The following is an 18,955-nucleotide window of genomic DNA, read 5'->3' on the forward strand; positions in this document are numbered from 1 at the left end:
AAAAACAAGCAAAGAATAGAAATGCTATCTTTGCTTGCTAAAGTATCTTCTATAGATAGGGTATTAGGGGGAATGTTCATCCTAATTGTGGATACAATTCAGACCAAACAGCATCCATAATTCCTTGGATATTATTTTCTTCGCTATTAATCGCAATTACCGCTTCTTTATCAGGTAAGACGACAAGCAGCTGACCATGAGCTCCATCTGCACGGTATGCTCCGTGAGTACACATCCAGAACTGACAGCCATATCCAACCCCCCAGTCTCCTTCAGCAGGGGTATTTATATGTTTGCGGGTAGCATAAGTGATCCAAGACTCCGGGATTAATTGTTCCCCATTCCATTCTCCTTTGTTTAATAGCAGCTGACCGAACCGAGTCAATTCTTCATTGCTGATGTTAAGTCCAGTACAGCCAAGTGTAACGCCAAGCGGCGAGCTATCCCATTCCACGTCATAGATCCCAAGTGGAGTAAATAGCCGAGGAACCAAATAATCTCGAACCGTTTCACCCACTGCCGCTTGCACGAGAGCAGATATCATAAAAGTATCACCGCTGCTGTATGTAAATTGTTCTCCCGGTGCACGGTCCAGAGGTATAGAGAGATAATGCTTGGCCCAGTCTTTTTCTATGAGAGTATTGCGCTCATGGGCCCATAATGGAGGGTTATCATGTCCTGTTGACATCGTCAGCAGTTCATATAGTGTGATTTCTCCAGGAGAAGGGATCATGGGGTTGGCTGATTTATGAGTTGTAGAGTAAGAAAAGAAATCACTGAGTTTTGTTTCGAGTGACAATTTTCCTTCTTCTAATGCAAGACCCACCGCCATGCTGGTAAAAGATTTACTGACCGAATGCTGCAGACGGCGCTCATCCCTTGTTACATCCCAGACCCCAGCAGGCTTTCCCTCTTGAAGAATTCGAACAGAGCAGACATTTAGCTCATTGTTCGTCACTTGTTGAACAAAGCTGGTTAAATCAATCGTCATGACAAACTTCCTTTCCTGTTTATTTAGGTCAAGGGAGTATCAGTAACTCATTCCATACGAAAAAACATTTCAAAACAGAGGGTTCTTGTTGTGCAAAGAATGGTATTACAGGTGTGTAAATAAGTCAATCTTAAACGAATTTGTTTTAATTCCTGTGAGAAGTTTAAAAATAGATATGCAGGAACATCACATCCTAACGTAACAAGCTAGGAACAAGATGTTAATATACTAAATTTACTAGGATAAGGAGCGATTAAGATGGAAGCATTGTATACAGCAAGCGCAACCGTACGCGGAGGAAGAGATGGATCTTTTGAAACATCAGATGGTGTACTTCGCCACGACTTATCTACTCCAAAAGAATTGGGCGGTGCAGGTGGAAATGCCACTAACCCAGAGCAACTATTTGCAGCAGGTTATGGTGCATGTTACGAAAGCGCACTGAGCAATATCGCTCGTAAAGAAGGCGTGAAATTAAGTGATGTAGAAATCACAAGTAATGTAATGATCGGGAAGGATCCGAAAGATGACGGGTTCCAACTTGCCGTTCGTCTTGATGTGAAGATCCCAGGTGTTGACCGTGCGAAGGCAGAAGATTTGGCTAAGAAAGCACATGATTTCTGTCCTTATTCCAAAGCTACACGCGGTAACATCCCAGTTGAACTTAACGTCATTTAAGTGAATCAATTTCAGAGTTATGAAATTAATTCAGGTATATAAAATAGGATCTTGCGGAAAAGTCGTGTTTCATTAGACGATCTTTCACGAGATATAAAAGAGACCTTGGTGGGTTCGCCAAGGTCTCCTCTTTTGTAGATGACTTTACGATCTATTCAAATATGTTTCTATACAGGGGTATATTGATTTGACATCAGGGTTAAAATTCTTTAATATGACTAAGTACTAATATGTACGTGGCATGAATAAATTTGAAATCACAGGTGATTACATGTCTTATAGACCCCAGATTGTTGACTTAACAACTGCTAGCCGCAATGAAGAATCGGGACTTTATGAATTTACAATGAAGCTTCATGATGGAACGCTTTGTCGTGTATTTTATTCCAACAAACCGGAATGGCACATGACTAGCATCAGCCGTCTTCAGAAGACTCCATGCCCGATTTGTCGTAAGGATTTCATCTGTAAATGTATGGAAAAATTTGCGGGTGATATTCATGAGCAAATCATGAATGACCAATTGATCGAACAAGCTATCAAGTAGGTATAGCGTGTTATGATGAGCGTCCGTGAGATCACGGCGCTTTTTTTCTATATACTTATAGTCTAGAGTGGTTAAGTTGATCTAAGGGGTGAAATCATGAAGAGTGAATCTCAGTGTGATATGAAACCATATATGAATCTTAATATTGTGTTGATTGACGGGGTTTGTCATTTGTGTCAAGGACTCACAAAATGGATTATTCAGCGAGATGGCAAGGGGGACTTTCACTTTGCTTCACTTCAATCGGAGATCGGCCAGAAACTGCTTGAGCATGGTGAATTATCTCTTCATTCGATGGATACGTTTGTACTTATTGAAAAAGGAGACTATTACACGCGTTCTACGGCCGCACTGCATATTGCAAAAAAGCTGGGCTTCCCTTATAAGCTTGCTTCCGTATTCTTGATGATTCCAGCTGTGATCCGAGACCGGGTATATAACGTTGTTGCCCGTAATCGTTACCGCTGGTTTGGCAAAGATGAAGAAGATGCTTGTATGTTACCTACTCCCGAGATCCGTAAACGATTTTTATAAATAGGAAGACAAATAAAATAAGGCAGCCAGTAGTAGTAACTGAACCTCCATCTGTTAGTGAAATCTAACAAGTGGAGGCAGTCACCTAATTGGCTGCCTTTTTTTAATTTTTAGGGGCTCTATAACCGGCAGCTACTGCTTCCGCTTCTGTACAAAACCAAGCCTCTGGTTGGGTTGATTTGTAATTACGAGACGCAGTGGTGTGGTAAATCTTCTCTCCCTTAGCATTGATATTCCCTTTAATGGTACAGGTATTGTTAGGCGGAGTAGAAGAAGTGTTATTTCCATTAGAAGATGAGGTTCCACTGGTAGACTGGTTTGAACTCGTATTACCGCTGTCTTGTTGATACTCACTAGGGTGAAATCCATCTTCTTGTGCATAGTTCTCATATTTCCAAATACCTAGCGCTTGTTTTTTGCTTTTGCTCTGAATGGCTTCAAATTGATCCACATAACGAACGTTCGGCGGATAGATGTAAGCGACCCTTGCATAACCCTTCTTGAGCAGTGATTCTTGGAGCATTACACCATCCACATAGACGTAGGCAAGCAGACGAGAGTATTTATCCCGATTGGGACCGATATCAAATTCAAGTTCGATTTTCTTTGCCTTTTCTAATACTTGTTTCGTATATTGCTTTGCTTCTTGACCAAGTGGTTGTACACCGAGTTTTGGATGGGATGTCTCGGGTGTGTCTATGAGCAGCAAGCGAACAGATTGGCTCTTACCTTCGTACATCACTTTCAAGGTATCTCCGTCCACTGCACGGTCGAGAGTGACCGGCACTCTTGGATATTTATAATCCGCGGTTGCTTGATTTGATGCGTTATCCGTACTTGATGTACCAGTAGAAGCACCTGTATTTGGTGTACTACCTGTATTCGTATCGGTGATAGAATCTCCTAACTGAATCTCACCGCAACCAGCCGTAAGAACAGTAATACTCAGGACAAGTGGAATCATCCACCGTCTCAAAAAAGACATGAAAAACACTCCATTCTAAGATGTATAGTATGTATGCGTGGACCTCTCTAAGTGTACTATATCCGCAAAAGAAAGGGAACGAACGTTTGCTAAACTTACATTGTATTCTTCGCTTTTTATAAATGAGGTATAAGGAAATAGAAATTTGTTCTTGATGGTTGTGGGAAATTATGCTAATCTAGCGTTAACTTAATCAGCACGTGACGGAAGCACCGTCCATATATCGCAGAGAATTTTGCGATAATGGGCGGTGCTTTTTTTTGCTGTGGAAGGGGAAAGGTATGATGATTGATGAATAGAGTGCTACTTGCAAGCAGCAGTTTGGAATATGTTGAGTCGCTGCTAGATTTCATTCAGGGAAGTTCGTATTCAGCTGTATTTCAGGTGACTGCTTTTTCGCAGCCGGAGGCTATGTCTAGATACATAGAGGAACTAAGTTCTTCCTTTTTGCCAAACTTAGTAGTAGTAGAAGAGCCATTTATAGAGAAATGGAATTCCAGTCCTTTTTCAAATAAGGTACCTATTCTTCTATTTACAGAGCAGCCTGTCCCTGAAGAAAATCACACGAAAATTAGGAAGTATCAGCCTTTGCCTGCCATCTTAGCAAAATGGGAAGAAGTGCTGCTAAGTTCGAGTAGACGAGAAAAAGGTAGATTCACGGGTGAACAAACATGGGTGATTGGGGTTAATTCGGCATCTGGAGGCTGCGGTAAAACCACCGTTGCACTCAATCTAGCTAAACAGCTCGGGCGGTCCGGTTATTCAGTATTTTATCTAAACCTAGAAACCATCGATAGTACAGGGCCATTTTTACATACAACATCTATAGACAGGCAATCCGAATCAAGCGGGGATTCCTTTAGTCAATTATTGTATCAGCTAAGAGCTAATAAGAACTCAAACAGTACCATTCGTGGAGAGAAGAAGGACAAGATCGATCTAAAACCATATACAATTCGGAATGAACGTATTCAAGCAGATTGTTTTCTTCCGGCAAAAAATCGCAAAGAGCTGCTTCAGATGAGCAAATCGGATACGAGTGAATTGATTCGTCTCCTTACTGAGTCAGGTCAATACCATTTTGTTATCGCCGATCATGATTCAGTATGGGACTTACGCTCGGAAGCGGTGATGGAAGAGTCTCAATTGCTGGTATGGCTGTTGTCTGATGATATTCATACGATGAATAAATGCAAGGAATGGATGAAGTTTCATATGCAGCTTGATCCAGAGCGGTACGAGAATATGATGAGAAAAACATGGTATGTCATTAATCGATATATGGGAAATATGGAAAACGAGCTTCCAGTCGAAGGAATGAATGCAGAACATTATCTGCCTTATATCCCTTCTTGGAAACAGATGCGGGAACCTGATTTGTTGCTAAGCTCACCGATTTATCAGAAGGAAATGAGTAAGCTTTGTGAAGCTATTGGCGTAATGAACAGGGAGAATACAGCATGAATGAAGCATGGTTTAAGGAATTAAGAAAGACGGTACGTTCTGGTCTCGATGTCACTTCATCTGCGGGGGATTCGGAACTAATGGAGCACATCGAGCGGAGGGTGCTTTATCATCCAGATCTGGTACATCTGACTTCCGGAGAAAAGCAGTCCTTGATTAGACGATTGTATGACTCCTTTAGAGGACTTGATGTGCTACAACCGCTGGTAGATAACCCGAATATTACGGAGATTATGATCAATAGTCATCACGAGATTTTTATTGAAGAACGTGGTGAAGTTAAACAGCTACCCATCGCATTTGAATCCGCAGACCGGCTCGAAGATATTATTCAGTCTATTGTCTCTGGAGTAAACCGCATCGTTAATGAGTCTTCTCCGATCGTCGATGCAAGGCTGAAAGATGGGTCCCGGGTGAATATTGTTTTGCCGCCGATTGCTCTGAAGGGTCCCACAATGACTATACGGAAATTCCCGGAGAAACCAATGAGTATGGAAGATCTAGTTCATATCGGTGCTCTAACCGAAGAGACTGCACAGCTGTTGCAAAAACTCGTAAAGAGTAAATACAACATTTTTATCAGCGGCGGAACCGGATCAGGGAAAACCACTTTCCTCAATGCCTTGTCTCAATATGTTCCTAGCAGTGAGCGGATCATTACGATAGAGGATTCAGCGGAGTTGCAGATTGTTACTGTGCCGAATCTTGTATCGCTGGAGACAAGAAATGCCAATACGGAAGGCAGAGGGGAAATATCAATCCGTGATTTGATCCGCTCTTCTCTTCGGATGAGACCCAATCGAATTATTGTAGGGGAGGTACGGGGGAGTGAAGCCCTGGACATGTTGCAAGCGATGAACACGGGGCATGATGGAAGTCTCTCGACGGGACACGCAAACAGTATTGTCGATATGGTTAGTCGTTTAGAAACGATGGTGCTGAGCGGGGCTGACCTGCCCATTGTTGTCGTTAGACAGCAGATCAGCTCGGCTATCGATATATTTGTTCATCTATCAAGACTCAGAGATCGTTCGCGGCGGGTTACAGAGATCAGTGAAGTTGTTGGAATGGAAGATGGGGAGGTGAGGCTGAATCGTCTATACCAGTTTCAGGAACATGGTGAAGCAGAAGGTCGCATTGTAGGTGAACTCGTCCCGAACTCCTCTTCGCTTGTACATGTGGACAAATTACGGGCTGCCGGCATCCGTTATCCATTTCATGAAGGTAGTTAGGAGGGGGATGAAGATGAATTTGAGTAGGAGGGTTATTCAGAACACGAACCAAGCACAGGCAGAGCCTAGCAGCAAACTATCTGACTATTCAGTACATCATTTAAGTTCGCGGCAAAGGACATTGTGTATGATGGTCAGTGCCATTCTTTTTTTTAGTGTCGGTTACTTATTCTATCATCACTTCGTAATGAGCAGCATATTAACCTTAGCAGCATTCTTTATCCCTAAATATTATAATCTCTACCTCCTGGAGAAGAGGCGATCGGCACTCAGTCTTCACTTCAAGCAAGCACTTTATTCTCTATCTTCCTCTCTTGCTGCCGGAAAGTCCGTAGAAAATGCATTTAGGGAAGCAGTACTGGATCTTCGAATGCTTGATCCGCAGGCAGATCACGATCTGATTCGTGAGTTTACGATCATTTGTACTCGAATGGAATATGGTCAGCCGATCGAGGAAGCTTTATTGGATTTTGCGAATCGAGCTCATATGGAGGATATCACGAACTTCGCAGATGTATTTGTTACTTGTAAACGCACAGGCGGTGATCTGGTTGAAGTCGTAAGAAGAACTTCATCGGTCATAGGAGAGAAACTAGATATTCAGCAAGAAATAGCAGTAACCATCTCTCAGAAAAAGTTTGAGTCTAAGGCGATGTTTGCCTCTCCCTTTGTGTTTTTGTTTGTACTAAGTGTCACGTCTCCAGATTTCCTTGCTCCTTTATATAGCCCAGCCGGATATCTCATTTCAAGTGTATCACTTATCGCTTTGTTTGCTTGTTTCTTGTGGGTGAACCGTATTATGAATATTCGGGTATAAGGGGTGCGGACTAATGATGATCATTTGTAGTTTAATGGCTGCTTTGCTTGCCTTGTGGTGGATTCTAGCCAATCGGACAGCTAAAACAAGGTATCTGAAGCTGGATCAGGTGGAGATGACCGGACTACGGTTTCGTAAACTGCATGCTCCATTTATTGGTCTAATTGAACGATTGGACTTCGTAAGAAAGTTTCCGATGTTTGTCTACCGTGTGCAGCATTCGATTCAGAGAGCCTATGGACCTAAACATGGTCATGAGAAAATGATGTTGTTTCTTGCGGAGATGTTTGTATACAGCTGGCTCGCGCTAATTGGTGGGTCGGTAATGACGCTGGGGTTAAAAGGAGAACTGATGGGAATTGCTATCGGATGCATGCTTGCCATTATTATTCCTTTTGCACAGCTGAAGGATCTTCATGAGAAGGTGAAGCTGCGTGAACAGGATATTTTAATGGAACTGCCAGAATTCCTTAACAAAGTTGTCTTGCTTGTTGGCGCAGGGGAGACCGTCCAGAAGGCAATTATTCATTGTACAGAGCGTAAACAGAATTCTGAACATCCTTTGTACATAGAACTCAGACAAATGATTGCAGAATGGAACAGTGGATTTTCATTTCAACAAGCCTTTGAGCAGTTTAGTAAACGATGCGGCGTTCAGGAAGTATCTATATTTACAACAACCGTGCTGCTTAACTTTCGGCGGGGAGGCAATGATTTTGTACTCTCTCTAAGGGAGCTGTCGCGAGTGTTGTGGGAGAAGAGAAAATCACTCAGTCGTACCAAAGGGGAGCAGGCTTCATCTAAGCTCGTGTTTCCAATGGTCGTTATTTTTTTAGTCATTGTAATTATGGTAGGAGCACCTTCATTTATGACGATGAATTTATAGGAGGAAATATAAATGCTAACAACAGTTAAAAACAAGATGATTGGTTTTTGGAAGGAAGAGGATGGCCTCGGTACGCTGGAGATGATTTTGATTATTGGGGTCATTATTGTAATTGGTCTCATTTTTAAAAACCAAATTACTGCGATCGTTAACAAATTGCTGAAACAGGTTGGCTCAAAAAGTGAAGAATTTTTCGAATAAGTTCTTCAGATTAAAAAGAAAATTAAAAAACGACGATGGGAGCTTCACCCTTGAAGCTTCTCTCGTGTTTCCTGTCATTTTGTTTACGCTATGTCTTTTAATGTTCTTTTGCGTGTTGTTATATCAAAAATCGATGTTATCGCAGTATGCTTCTGCATCTTCGGAGCGCTCAGCTTATAGCTGGGAGAACAGTCATAAGGAACCGAAGACAGGAGCGTTTCCAGAGGACGAATATGACAGGTTGTACTGGAGATTGGCTGATGATCATATGCTTGGTTCGCTTTTTGGTACGTTTGGAGCAGAATCTGCTTCCTCTATATCTGTTCCAAGCGAGGTATTGGAGGACAATCTTACGTCACAGAAGATGAGTCAGACAGCTGCATCGCTTCCACCAATGTACAGCGGGACGATGGAGTATGAGAATAAATTCATGAATCGGCAGATAACAACGAAAATAGATCAATTTATATCTTTACCTATGGTAGATTTCTTGCTTGATTCCAATCGCAAGATATATTTTTCGGGCAGATCCGTTGTTGTTGAACCTGATGAGTTCATCCGCAATATAGAGCTGATTCGATATTATGGAGCGCGATTTTCGGGTATGGGAACGCCTGGGGATCCATCGGAAATTGCACAAATTCTCGGAAAGCTGACGGGGAAATAATTCTAGGATATGGGGGAGGAACGGATTGTTTAAGAAAGGGGAATCGGAGTCTGGAGCTGTGACTATTTTTCTGGCAATGGTCCTTGCCGTCATCTTCATGTTTGTTGCTGTATTTATAGATTACGCAAGAATCGGAGCTATGAAAGTTCAGACAGAGAGGTTATCTCATGCCGCTGTTCGTTCTGTAATGTCCTCTTACATGCCGGAACTTCAGCAGAGATATGGGTTATTTGCGCATAGCGGTGAACAAGGAGATTTCATCATGTCTAAAGTGCTGAATGATAGTACAAAGCCCATTCCTCATCGGGATGGACTTGCCATTATTCCAATGCAGCTGGATAGTTCGGGTCTTGTATTTGATCGAGAACTAGGCAGGTATGATCACTTTAATCAACAGATCCAGGAAGAGATGAAATATAAAGCACCGATTGATTTTTTATATGATGCCGTAACTAGATTTAAACCACTCTCAGAGGATTTAAAGCAAGCGGCTCACAGTGTAGACGTTCTGCGGAAATTACAGAAACTATATGACAAGCGAGAAAAATCGCTTGAGCAGGCTATCAAAAAGAGAAGAGAAGCTGCGAAAACAGCGGAGTTGGTCGCAAAGCTAGTTATGGACCCTCCAAGCAGCTACTTCAGTGATAGCCCGTTGGGTGGAAACATTCGCTCGTTAGCGGATGGAGCCTCTCGATACTCTGATTATTACTCTAAATTCACTGTAGACGAAGCAAGAGAGCCTCTCCTCAGAATATATGGTACGGAGCTTAGCGAGTATCGGATGGATCTCACAGGAGTATTGCTTCGCCTCGGAAAAGCGAGAACAGAAGCAGCAAGCACACACAAGCAGAAGATTAAAGAGGCAAATGGTCTGATCGAAGAGGCGAAAGAGCTGAATGAGCAGATGAAACAGGTCATTAAAGATGGAGAGGCGAGAGCCGCTAATCAGGCTTATGACAAAGTGGGACAAGCAAACACACCAGGCAAGGGAGTATCATCATCTGGGAATGTAAGTGGGGCTGAATTACGTAAGAAGACAGAAGAACTGGTGCGTAAAGATACGGAGTTCGCGGATTTCACAAACAGTCAGAATCAACAATTAACTGATTTCACAAATGCACAGCAAAAAGTAAAGACCGCTGAAAATTCGCTTCGCAATCTAACAGGCGGTGATACCTATCATAAAAGAAATGAAGTTCTTACCGCGAACATGGAAATACAGCGATATATGGACAGCTATGTTAAATCTAGCAGCAGTAATGTGATAGATCAGTCTGCAGAGCAGATCGATGATTATAGAGCAGCTGACAAAGAAAGACAAAAAGTGGACGAGCAGTCTCAGCAGAAATTAAAAGAAGTCCAAAATAAAATAAAATTATTAGTGGCCACGGCGGGACTAGAAGAAAGTACAAAACAGTTTGATGAACTAAAAACTTATTTTAATGAAAGTATTTCCTTTAACCAGACGAGTAGTGAAGAATCAGTTAGCACAGAAATGTCTGACGACCCCTATGATGCGGGCGGAGATGCGATGACGAACATGGATCAAATGTTTGGAGGTATGTCAGCGTTTATTGATGTGCTGGGTGATGAGTTGTTTCAGAACGAATATGCAATGCATTATTTTTCATCAGTAGATCTATCGATGTTATCGGGCAGCAAGACAAACACGAGTACGATGGAACCGGAATCGTTTTTTCTGCCGGAAAGTCAAGAACTGGAGTATATCATTTATGGGTTTCATAATCCTTATGGAAATATTACAGCGGCCTATGGCGAAGTGTTTTCAATAAGGCTTGCGATTAGAACGATGGAGGGACTTGTTGAGAGCAGTAAGCTTGGAAATCCATTGCTTATTCTTTCAAAAGCGATTCTGTATGGGCTCGAACATGCACTTGCTGATATGAATTCGCTTGCTGATGACGGAAAAGTAGAATTGTCCAAATATGCCAAGCAGATATCGGTAACCTACCGTGACCATTTACGATTTTTCTTGCTTGCGCACAGTAATAACGAGAAGAAAATGTCCCGAATGATGGCATTGATTCGTTTGAACACGGATATAGATCTGACGAAATCATATACCTATGCTTCAGGCCAGACAGGAATGAGGATGAAATTATGGTTCTTACCTGGAATAACCAACATGTTAGGGGCCATATCGGGAAGCGCTGATCGTGTAGAGGATGGAAGTGTTTATATCACGATTCAGTCGGATTACTCCTACTAGATTATCCAGTTCATATTAATAGGGGCTAATAAAATTATGAAAATTCAGAAGAAACGGATAAAAAGAAGTAGAAAGATAGGTGGCAGTCTGAGGTCGGACAAAGGGAGTATAGTACTTGATGCTTCTCTTGTCATGCCCATTTTTCTCTTTTTCATCGTATTTCTTATTTATTTTGTTCAGATGACGTTATTTGTGACGGCCCTGCAAACTGCTGCCTCAGAAACAGCGAAAAAAATCTCTGCACATATGTATCCTGTAGTACTTGCAGTTGATGCGGCAAGCTCAATAGATTCAGGATTAGATGGCTTGGACATCCCAGGAACGGGGGAGGGAGGGGTTTTTCCGATACCTGAATTGTCATTGACTGATTTAGTTGCGAAATATGCTTCTGCTCTGCCCGAACCGATTGGTGAGTGGGCTTCTATGGCAGCTGCAAGCGGAGAAGCACCGCTGCAGCATCTGCAAAGTTCAGTTTCAGAAGCCATTCTGGACCCGGTAATTAAGCCGCTCATCTCTCCGGTCATCGAGAATACCGTGCTTGAATATGACCGGATTCATGTTAATGGCATCGACTTACCCAACCTGAAAGAAAAAACAAACCCTTACTTCGGACTAGAGCTAACTTATGAATTGCCGCTCAAAGTTCCTTTTACAAAGAAAAGCATTCGAATTCAGGCCAGCAGCAAAGAGCGAATCTGGATTGGGGCTACAAATGAAGGAGGCACAGAAGGAGATGGAACCACTGCTGCGAAGGGAAATGTAGCGTTGTTATCCAAACCGGAACCTGCCTATATTGCAAGACAAGCTACCATCAGAGCAAAGATTACGCCGGGTGCTTCTGCAAATTTGTCGGTATTTTATAAAACAGGAGAAAGCACCGCCAAACATGTAGGATGGGCTACGGCCGATGAGAATGGTTATGTGGAGTGGACGTGGTTTGTCGGCACAAGAACGACAGCAGGAACTTGGCCTTTTGTCATTGAAACAAGTGATGGAGCTAGGTTAGAAGTGATGTTTGAGGTTGCTTCAAAGTCATGAAGGAAGAAGTGAATGTAATGGAACTTGTTTATTATGGGTGTGGAATTTTTGTGGTCGCTGCATTTATTACAGATGTCAGATCCATGCGAATACCTAATTTGCTATCCTTGTCCGCTATCATTAGCGGGCTGATCGTACATTTATGTATAGGTGGATTTCAAGGTTTGCTTGGAAGTATCAGCGGATTTGGTACTGGGTTTGGAATTATGTTTGTGCTTTATCTCGCTGGGGCTGTGGGAGCGGGGGATGTCAAAATTTTTGGTGGAATTGGGGCATGGACCGGAGTCTTGTTTACAGTTCAAGCGATGGTATACTCCATTCTCATTGCAGGCGTAATTGGTTTGATTATTTTACTATGGAAAAAACAACTGGTTCAACGATTGGGTAAGCTCATTCTATATATTATTGGCCGAGTGATTCCGGATACGGGGTTAATGAATTCAGTGCATAGTTACAGCCCGCTGAAGGAAGGATTTCGGTTTCCTTTTATGATTGCTGTATTGCCGGGGTTTATTAGCGCATGCGGAATATATGTATTATAAAAAAATGTCTTATTATACACGGAGAACAGAACAGTAATGTGTCTAAAGGAGAGACGTTATGATTAGCTTGAAACGAGATTTTATACATAACGGTAAAGCAATGATGACGATTGAGAAAACAGGCGGATTTGTTCGCAGTGAACTGAGTGAGGTACAGCTGCAAATGCTTATGTCTAATGTTATTTCGGGTCATCTAGCAATGTCTATGAAAGAGATCAATCAAGAAATTACGTTTCATTATGATATAACGGGTAAAAAAATGCTTTCTCAGACAGCAAGACATGAGAAATTATCTTTAACGGGCCTTTTTCAATTACTGCTGCAGATCACTCAGACATTACTTGCTTGTCCGCAGTATATGCTAGATGAACAAAGGTATGTATTGCATGAGGATTATATCTTTACAACCGATACCCTTGAGGAAGCAAAAGTACATTTATGCTATATACCAGCTTCAGTAGAAAAGGAAGCAGAGCCTATACCTATTCAAGTATCTCAGATGATGAGCAGAATGATGCCTTATGTCAAAGCGCTCGAAGGCACGGGAATTCAAAGAATTTTGCAGTTATGTAGTGACGGGGATTTTCAGCTTAACAGCTTGCAGGAATTATTGAATGAACTCCTTATGTATGAGATAGGTGTAGGAAGTAAGTCATCTGCAAAAACAAATAGTGCACATGGCGTATCTATTCCGTCTCCTAAAGATCATCAACTTCAGGGAAAATCTCGGTCTCCCATTAACGAACTAAATGATGTGATTCCTGATTTACAGAGACTTCAAAGACCTACACATACACCCAAACCCAAACCCAAACAGGCACCGGTGTTGTCTAATCAATCAAACGAGAGCTTACGTTCGTCTGTTCCACATAGCCCACTCGGTCGTTCTCCATTTGAACGGGTGGATGAGTATAAACCTGATCTAGCTTTGGGCTCTATTCCGCACCCTATTTTTTCTATGAAAGATACCCTTGAATCGAGTGAACATGACTCTGAGGAAGCGGAAGAGAAAGAGACTAAAAAACCTGAAAAACCTATTTATTACTGGCTGGGCGGGATGCTCCTTGCCTCTGTGTTATGGAGATTTCTTTATATGGATGAACCAACGACTATTAGGTTTACGGTGTGTTTAGTTTTAACCATAGTACTAGCTGCAACTGCTTATATTCTATCTACAGGAAAGTTTGCTGGGTTGGGTAAAATTTCTTTGAACAGCAAGAGAAAACAAGAAAATGATTGCTACAACAACGAATTCACAGACGATGAGCAACCTTCCCCTTTCTCTTTATTTCAGCAGAAAGATGAGAGTGATTTTCCTGGGAAAAGGGGGATTTTCGGTGGTGGAAATAAAAACATAGAAGGTGCAGAACCGTGGCGCTGGAACTCACCATCTAAGCTAGAGGAATCTGATAATGAAACTAACAATCCCTTAAAACAAACAACCTCAACAACCTCAACGTCAGATTCTACCTTCTCTTTTATTGTGCCAAAATCACTGGACAATGAAGAGCATGAGACAACAGCTAATTACTATGAGTCTTTGCGTCATAGCACGCAGATGTTAAATTCATCTCATGTCCAAGCTACGGTACTTCTTGATGATTCAGAGCCAGTTTCAAGTCATCCTAGACAGGCAGCTGTGTTGACCCTTAAAAAGGGGATATTGGAACGGCAAGCACCCCAAGCTGCACTTGAACAAATGGAGTTAGGTACAGGAAGTTTTATTATTGGCCGCTCACAGGAAGTAGCTCAATTCGTAGAGAAAGGGAAGGGGACATCCCGAGCACATGTAGAAATCAGTAAGTCCAAAGATCAATATTATATTAAAGATCTAAATTCGATGAACGGTACACTTCTGCTTGATGAGCCGATGATACCTTATAAACAATATCCCTTGGAAGAAGGCGATTTCTTTATCATTGCAGAGTCAAAATATACTTTCCGTTATGTTTAGCTGTTTTTTAGCTGACGAATCGCGTCATCCAGGCGTGGGTAATTGAATTGGAACCCACATTCCTGTGCTTTGTCAGGGACTGCTTTCTGACCTTCCAAAATGAGAATGGACATTTCGCCAAGCATTGCTTTGAATATAAAAGAAGGCACTGGAAACCAGTGAGGACGATGCAGAACTTTTCCAATGGTCTTTCCGAAATCTCCATTCGTAACTGGGTGCGGAGAAGTGGCATTCACAGGGCCGCTCAGATCAGGAGTTCGCACAGCATAATCGATCAGCTTCACCATGTCGTTCATATGTATCCATGAAACCCACTGTTCTCCATCACCAATAGGCCCGCCTACCCCTAATTTATAAGGTAACTGCATGAGAGGGTAGGCTCCCTTACTGCCCAAAACTACGCCTGTTCTGATAAGGACTAACCTTGTATTATTAAATTTTTGCAGGGCTGCATTTTCCCAATGTACACAGACATCAGATAGAAAATCGATGCTCGCTACCTCAGAGTATTCATTATAGGTGTCCTTTCGAGAGGTGCCATAGATTCCTACAGCTGAGGATTGAATGACTACTTTCGGTTTATTCGTGAGTCGATCTAGAATATCTCCTAATCGGTGTACCGAATCCAGGCGAGATTGTCTTATCTTTAACTTTGTCTCCTTTGTCCACCGCTGATTAAGCGATTCACCAGCCAGATTAACGACAGCATCCAGTGACTCCAGAGGATAGGGATTGCTGCTCAATTCATCCCAAGTCACATATTTGATGGATTCTGGATGAGGATCTTTTGCTTTTCTTGTCACAATAATGACTTCATGTCCTTGCTTTGTCCAATACTCAGAGAGATGACTCCCTATAAAACCTGTACCTCCGCAAATCGCAAGCTTCATATAATGATCTCGCCCCTCTCTTTTGACCAACGTATAAAATGACAGCCCATTTCACAGCTCTATTAGTTTATTACACGATTGTGGTCTGTTTACACTCTTCTTTGCGCCAAATTCATTATAAATTCCAGTTTCTATGCCAAATGGCTAAGGTTGCCCGAGGAGCTTCTAGCATAGTAACACTAAAATATCTTTATGATGAGCGTAAAAAAGCCTTCTATACTATTACTATAGTAAGAAGACTTCTACTTCATGCGCTTGATGATTACATAAAATACATAGAAATGCTTAATGCTGCGAATAGACATAGGCTGCTGTAATACGTCTATTTGTTTAATAGATGTTTGTAAGGCTTATAGTCAATCTGTTTCTTGTCAAGAAAGGTAACGAGGAAGCGATTGTCTCTTTTTGGTGTAGCCACAATATATCCTTTAATACAGTGATCTCTCGTTACTTCTTTCGCGCGATTCTGAAGTGCAATCTTACCAATCTCGGCAGCTATGGAATGCTTGGCAATATCACGAAAAGGGCCAGGGACAGGCTGAACCAGCTCGTCTAAGAAACTTTTTGCCTCGTCTGTCCAGAGATGACGACTTGCTTCGACCCAGTGATTCTGCCAATCCAGCTTGGATTTACCATCGGCTTTAGGAAGGACCTTTAAGAATTTCCGAAACATAAAAAAACCGCCGATTATCATACTTCCTAGCATGATAAATCCCCAAAATACAAGAGAGTTCATAAACCAGTTGCTAGGCATAGCCGAACTAAGCTTACTGTTAATCAGGATTAGATCCATATCAATCACCTCAGGGATAGAGTAAAATAAGAATCACTAAATTAAATGATAAAGTTTATAAATAAGTATCTGTAATAGCTCTGTTTAAAAGGAAACGATGCTGTGAATGAATTCTTAATGAGGTATACGTTTTCTAAATTTATCCTTTTATTGAATTATAACGTAGATATGAATATATTTCGATAGTTAACGGATAAGATTCTCACTCCAATTCTATTTGTTTCTATGAATAGCAGAGACAAAGATGAAGGTAAGATGAGAGATGCGTGTTACCTACGAGTATCGTATTGCTTGGCTTTCATAATCAAGTTACAATAAACTTTACATTCTAAAAACTAGGGGGATAAAAGATGCTAAAAATCGGTTCCCACGTATCCTTTTCGGGCAAGGGTTTACTGACAGCAACAGAAGAAGCGGCGTCGTATGGTTCTTCTTCGTTCATGATATATACAGGTGCTCCGCAAAATACGCGCCGTAAACCAATGGAATCTATGTACCTTGAAGAAGGTAAAAAAGCTATGCAAGAGGGTGGATTTGAAGAGATTGTGGTGCATGCACCTTATATCATCAATCTAGGCTCTTACAAAGACCACACTTATGAACTTGCAGTTAGTTTTCTACAGGAAGAAATTCGCCGTACGCATGCGATCGGTGTGAAGAATATTGTGCTTCATCCCGGTGCTTTTACGGATAAAGATGCCGATTATGGTATTCAGCGTATTGCAGAGGGACTAAATGAAGTATTAAACGGTGTTCAAGAAACAGATGTGAATATTGCACTGGAAACAATGGCAGGCAAAGGAACAGAGATTGGACGTTCTTTTGAAGAACTGGCTCGAATTATTGATAAGGTGGAACGTAATGAACGTCTGACCATTTGTATGGATACTTGCCATATTCATGATGCCGGTTACGATATCGTAGGCGATCTGGACGGTGTTCTTGAACAGTTCGATCGTACAGTTGGCCTTGATCGAATCGGAGTCGTTCATATTAATGATAGTAAAAATCCATCAGGAGCAAAAAAGGATAGACATACGCCGATTGGTGCAGGTTGGATTGGTTTTGACACCATTAACCGCGTTGTCCACCATGAACTGCTCAAAGGTCGCCCATTTATCCTTGAGACCCCATGGATCGGAAAAGATGCCAAAACACAGCGTCCTATGTATGAAGCAGAGATTGCTTTGCTACGCGGAGATGTAGCAGGACGTTTTGGAGAAGGTTTCCTTGAAGATGTGGAGAGACTCCATCATTTCTTTACAGGGGAAGATATTGAATCCCGCCGTTTTGTGCTGGACACATGGACACTCCTCAAAAATGATGCAAAAGCGAAAAAAGCAGATCCTCGCGAACCGCTTGAGCGCTTGTATGATATGGTTGTAAATGCAGCGTTGTTCCCTGAACTTACGGAAGAACAATTAAATCATCGTTTGATTGGATGGCTTGCTGGTAAAGAAGCGTTGGTGAAAGTTTAGGTTTTTGATCTAAATCAAGGGGGAGAAATTCGACCAATGGATATTCACACAAAACACACACAAGTTAGACCTGCACATATAGATCGTGCCCGTATGCTGATTTCTTGTCCAGACGCTCCGGGTATTGTCGCTACCGTTTCGAAGTTTCTATTCGATCACGGGGCAAATATTATTCAATCCGATCAGTACTCGATGAATCCAGACGGAGGCATGTTCTTTATGCGGGTGGAATTTGATCTTCCACAGCTGTCTAGTCGCTTGCCTGAGCTGGAAGCGGACTTTGGTTCTATAGCTAAACAGTTTCAGATGGAGTGGTATATTTCGGATGTTTCAAGACGCAAGAAGCTTGCCATTTTTGTATCCAAAGAAGATCACTGTCTCGTTGAGCTTTTGTGGCAGTGGCAAGCGGGAGATTTGGATGCGGAGATTGGCCTTGTCGTGAGTAACCACCCGGATATGAAAGATTACGTTGAATCCTTTGGTATTCCGTATCATCATATTCCTGTTACACCAGATACGAAGAAAGAGGCAGAGAAGCGTCAGCTTGAAGTGATTGGTGAAGACATTGATGTGATTATCCTGGCTCGCTATATGCAGATTATATCGCCAACGTTTATCGAACATTACCGAAATCGTATTATTAATATCCATCACTCCTTCTTACCCGCCTTTGTGGGTGGTAAGCCTTATGCTCAAGCCTATGGCCGCGGTGTAAAACTAATTGGAGCAACCGCGCACTATGTGACGGAAGAGCTGGATGGAGGTCCGATTATTGAGCAGGACGTTGAGCGTGTAAGTCATCGGGATGATGTTCCTGAACTAAAAAGAATTGGCCGCACAATCGAACGTGTTGTCCTTGCCCGCGCTGTAAAATGGCATGTGGAAGACCGAATTCTCGTTCACGAGAATAAGACCGTGGTCTTTAACTAAGAGAAATAATGAACGATAATTTCATATAAATGGTAAGCAAAAAACTGTTCCCAAGCTAACTTTAGGGGACAGTTTTTTTATTAGAATTAGTAAAATAA

Annotated in this window: 19 protein-coding genes; 15 read left to right on the top strand and 4 right to left on the bottom strand. The window is 42.0% G+C overall.

Annotated elements, in window-relative coordinates; genetic code table 11:
• Positions 1-76 precede the first annotated feature (76 nt).
• Entirely contained in the window at positions 77-991 is a 915-nt protein-coding gene (locus ACWPWY_RS01015; RefSeq protein ID WP_454189992.1) for a serine hydrolase domain-containing protein, read from the bottom strand.
• Between the two features lie 258 nt (positions 992-1,249).
• Between ACWPWY_RS01015 and ACWPWY_RS01020 the strand changes: the two genes are divergently transcribed.
• From ACWPWY_RS01020 to ACWPWY_RS01030, 3 genes are all read left to right on the top strand, one after another.
• Positions 1,250-1,669 carry an organic hydroperoxide resistance protein gene (locus ACWPWY_RS01020; protein WP_454189993.1) on the top strand — a complete coding sequence of 140 codons (420 nt, stop codon included), beginning with the start codon at positions 1,250-1,252 and terminating at the stop codon, positions 1,667-1,669.
• A gap of 271 nt (positions 1,670-1,940) precedes the next feature.
• Positions 1,941-2,216, top strand: coding sequence for a hypothetical protein (locus ACWPWY_RS01025; RefSeq protein ID WP_454189994.1), 276 nt, complete (start codon positions 1,941-1,943; stop codon positions 2,214-2,216).
• 96 nt (positions 2,217-2,312) lie between these two features.
• Entirely contained in the window at positions 2,313-2,750 is a 438-nt protein-coding gene (locus tag ACWPWY_RS01030) for a thiol-disulfide oxidoreductase DCC family protein (RefSeq protein WP_454189995.1), read from the top strand.
• A gap of 103 nt (positions 2,751-2,853) precedes the next feature.
• Here the strand turns inward: ACWPWY_RS01030 and ACWPWY_RS01035 are convergent, their stop codons facing one another.
• A complete protein-coding gene (locus ACWPWY_RS01035) occupies positions 2,854-3,735 on the bottom strand; it encodes a thermonuclease family protein (protein WP_454189996.1) in 882 nt (293 codons plus the stop codon).
• Between the two features lie 291 nt (positions 3,736-4,026).
• On the opposite strand from ACWPWY_RS01035, the gene ACWPWY_RS01040 reads away from it, so the two are divergent.
• Genes ACWPWY_RS01040 through ACWPWY_RS01085 form a run of 10 tightly spaced genes read left to right on the top strand, consistent with a single transcriptional unit; the run spans position 4,027 to position 14,766 of the window.
• Positions 4,027-5,199 (top strand): nucleotide-binding protein, encoded by a 1,173-nt coding sequence (locus ACWPWY_RS01040; RefSeq protein WP_454192754.1) that lies wholly within the window; start codon positions 4,027-4,029, stop codon positions 5,197-5,199.
• Complete coding sequence (locus ACWPWY_RS01045; protein ID WP_454189997.1) at positions 5,196-6,431, top strand: CpaF family protein; 1,236 nt, start codon at positions 5,196-5,198, stop codon at positions 6,429-6,431. Before ACWPWY_RS01040 ends, ACWPWY_RS01045 begins: the two co-directional genes overlap by 4 nt.
• Before the next feature lie 13 nt (positions 6,432-6,444).
• Positions 6,445-7,248, top strand: a complete 804-nt coding sequence (locus tag ACWPWY_RS01050; protein WP_454189998.1) for a type II secretion system F family protein — start codon at positions 6,445-6,447, stop codon at positions 7,246-7,248.
• A 13-nt stretch (positions 7,249-7,261) separates the two neighbouring features.
• Positions 7,262-8,134: a type II secretion system F family protein gene (locus tag ACWPWY_RS01055; protein ID WP_454189999.1), complete on the top strand. Its 873-nt coding sequence runs from the start codon at positions 7,262-7,264 to the stop codon at positions 8,132-8,134.
• A 12-nt stretch (positions 8,135-8,146) separates the two neighbouring features.
• Positions 8,147-8,335: a Flp1 family type IVb pilin gene (locus ACWPWY_RS01060; protein WP_454190000.1), complete on the top strand. Its 189-nt coding sequence runs from the start codon at positions 8,147-8,149 to the stop codon at positions 8,333-8,335.
• A complete protein-coding gene (locus ACWPWY_RS01065) occupies positions 8,316-9,002 on the top strand; it encodes a TadE family protein (RefSeq protein ID WP_454190001.1) in 687 nt (228 codons plus the stop codon). The genes ACWPWY_RS01060 and ACWPWY_RS01065 overlap by 20 nt, the downstream gene beginning before the upstream one ends.
• Before the next feature lie 25 nt (positions 9,003-9,027).
• Positions 9,028-11,232 carry a hypothetical protein gene (locus ACWPWY_RS01070; protein ID WP_454190002.1) on the top strand — a complete coding sequence of 735 codons (2,205 nt, stop codon included), beginning with the start codon at positions 9,028-9,030 and terminating at the stop codon, positions 11,230-11,232.
• Between the two features lie 36 nt (positions 11,233-11,268).
• Positions 11,269-12,270, top strand: coding sequence for a TadE/TadG family type IV pilus assembly protein (locus ACWPWY_RS01075; RefSeq protein WP_454190003.1), 1,002 nt, complete (start codon positions 11,269-11,271; stop codon positions 12,268-12,270).
• Positions 12,267-12,812 carry an A24 family peptidase gene (locus ACWPWY_RS01080; protein WP_454190004.1) on the top strand — a complete coding sequence of 182 codons (546 nt, stop codon included), beginning with the start codon at positions 12,267-12,269 and terminating at the stop codon, positions 12,810-12,812. Before ACWPWY_RS01075 ends, ACWPWY_RS01080 begins: the two co-directional genes overlap by 4 nt.
• A 58-nt stretch (positions 12,813-12,870) precedes the next feature.
• A complete protein-coding gene (locus tag ACWPWY_RS01085) occupies positions 12,871-14,766 on the top strand; it encodes a DUF6382 domain-containing protein (RefSeq protein WP_454190005.1) in 1,896 nt (631 codons plus the stop codon).
• On the opposite strand, the gene ACWPWY_RS01090 is transcribed toward ACWPWY_RS01085, so the two are convergent.
• A complete protein-coding gene (locus ACWPWY_RS01090) occupies positions 14,763-15,656 on the bottom strand; it encodes a TIGR01777 family oxidoreductase (RefSeq protein WP_454190006.1) in 894 nt (297 codons plus the stop codon). The genes ACWPWY_RS01085 and ACWPWY_RS01090 overlap by 4 nt on opposite strands.
• Before the next feature lie 322 nt (positions 15,657-15,978).
• Complete coding sequence (locus ACWPWY_RS01095; protein ID WP_454190007.1) at positions 15,979-16,449, bottom strand: DUF2621 domain-containing protein; 471 nt, start codon at positions 16,447-16,449, stop codon at positions 15,979-15,981.
• 350 nt (positions 16,450-16,799) lie between these two features.
• Here ACWPWY_RS01095 and ACWPWY_RS01100 point away from each other — a divergent pair, with 350 nt between their 5' ends.
• Positions 16,800-17,927 (top strand): deoxyribonuclease IV, encoded by a 1,128-nt coding sequence (locus tag ACWPWY_RS01100; RefSeq protein WP_454190008.1) that lies wholly within the window; start codon positions 16,800-16,802, stop codon positions 17,925-17,927.
• Between the two features lie 36 nt (positions 17,928-17,963).
• Complete coding sequence (gene purU / locus ACWPWY_RS01105; protein ID WP_454190010.1) at positions 17,964-18,857, top strand: formyltetrahydrofolate deformylase; 894 nt, start codon at positions 17,964-17,966, stop codon at positions 18,855-18,857.
• Positions 18,858-18,955 lie beyond the last annotated feature (98 nt).

Source organism: Paenibacillus sp. Marseille-Q7038, from assembly GCF_965111595.1.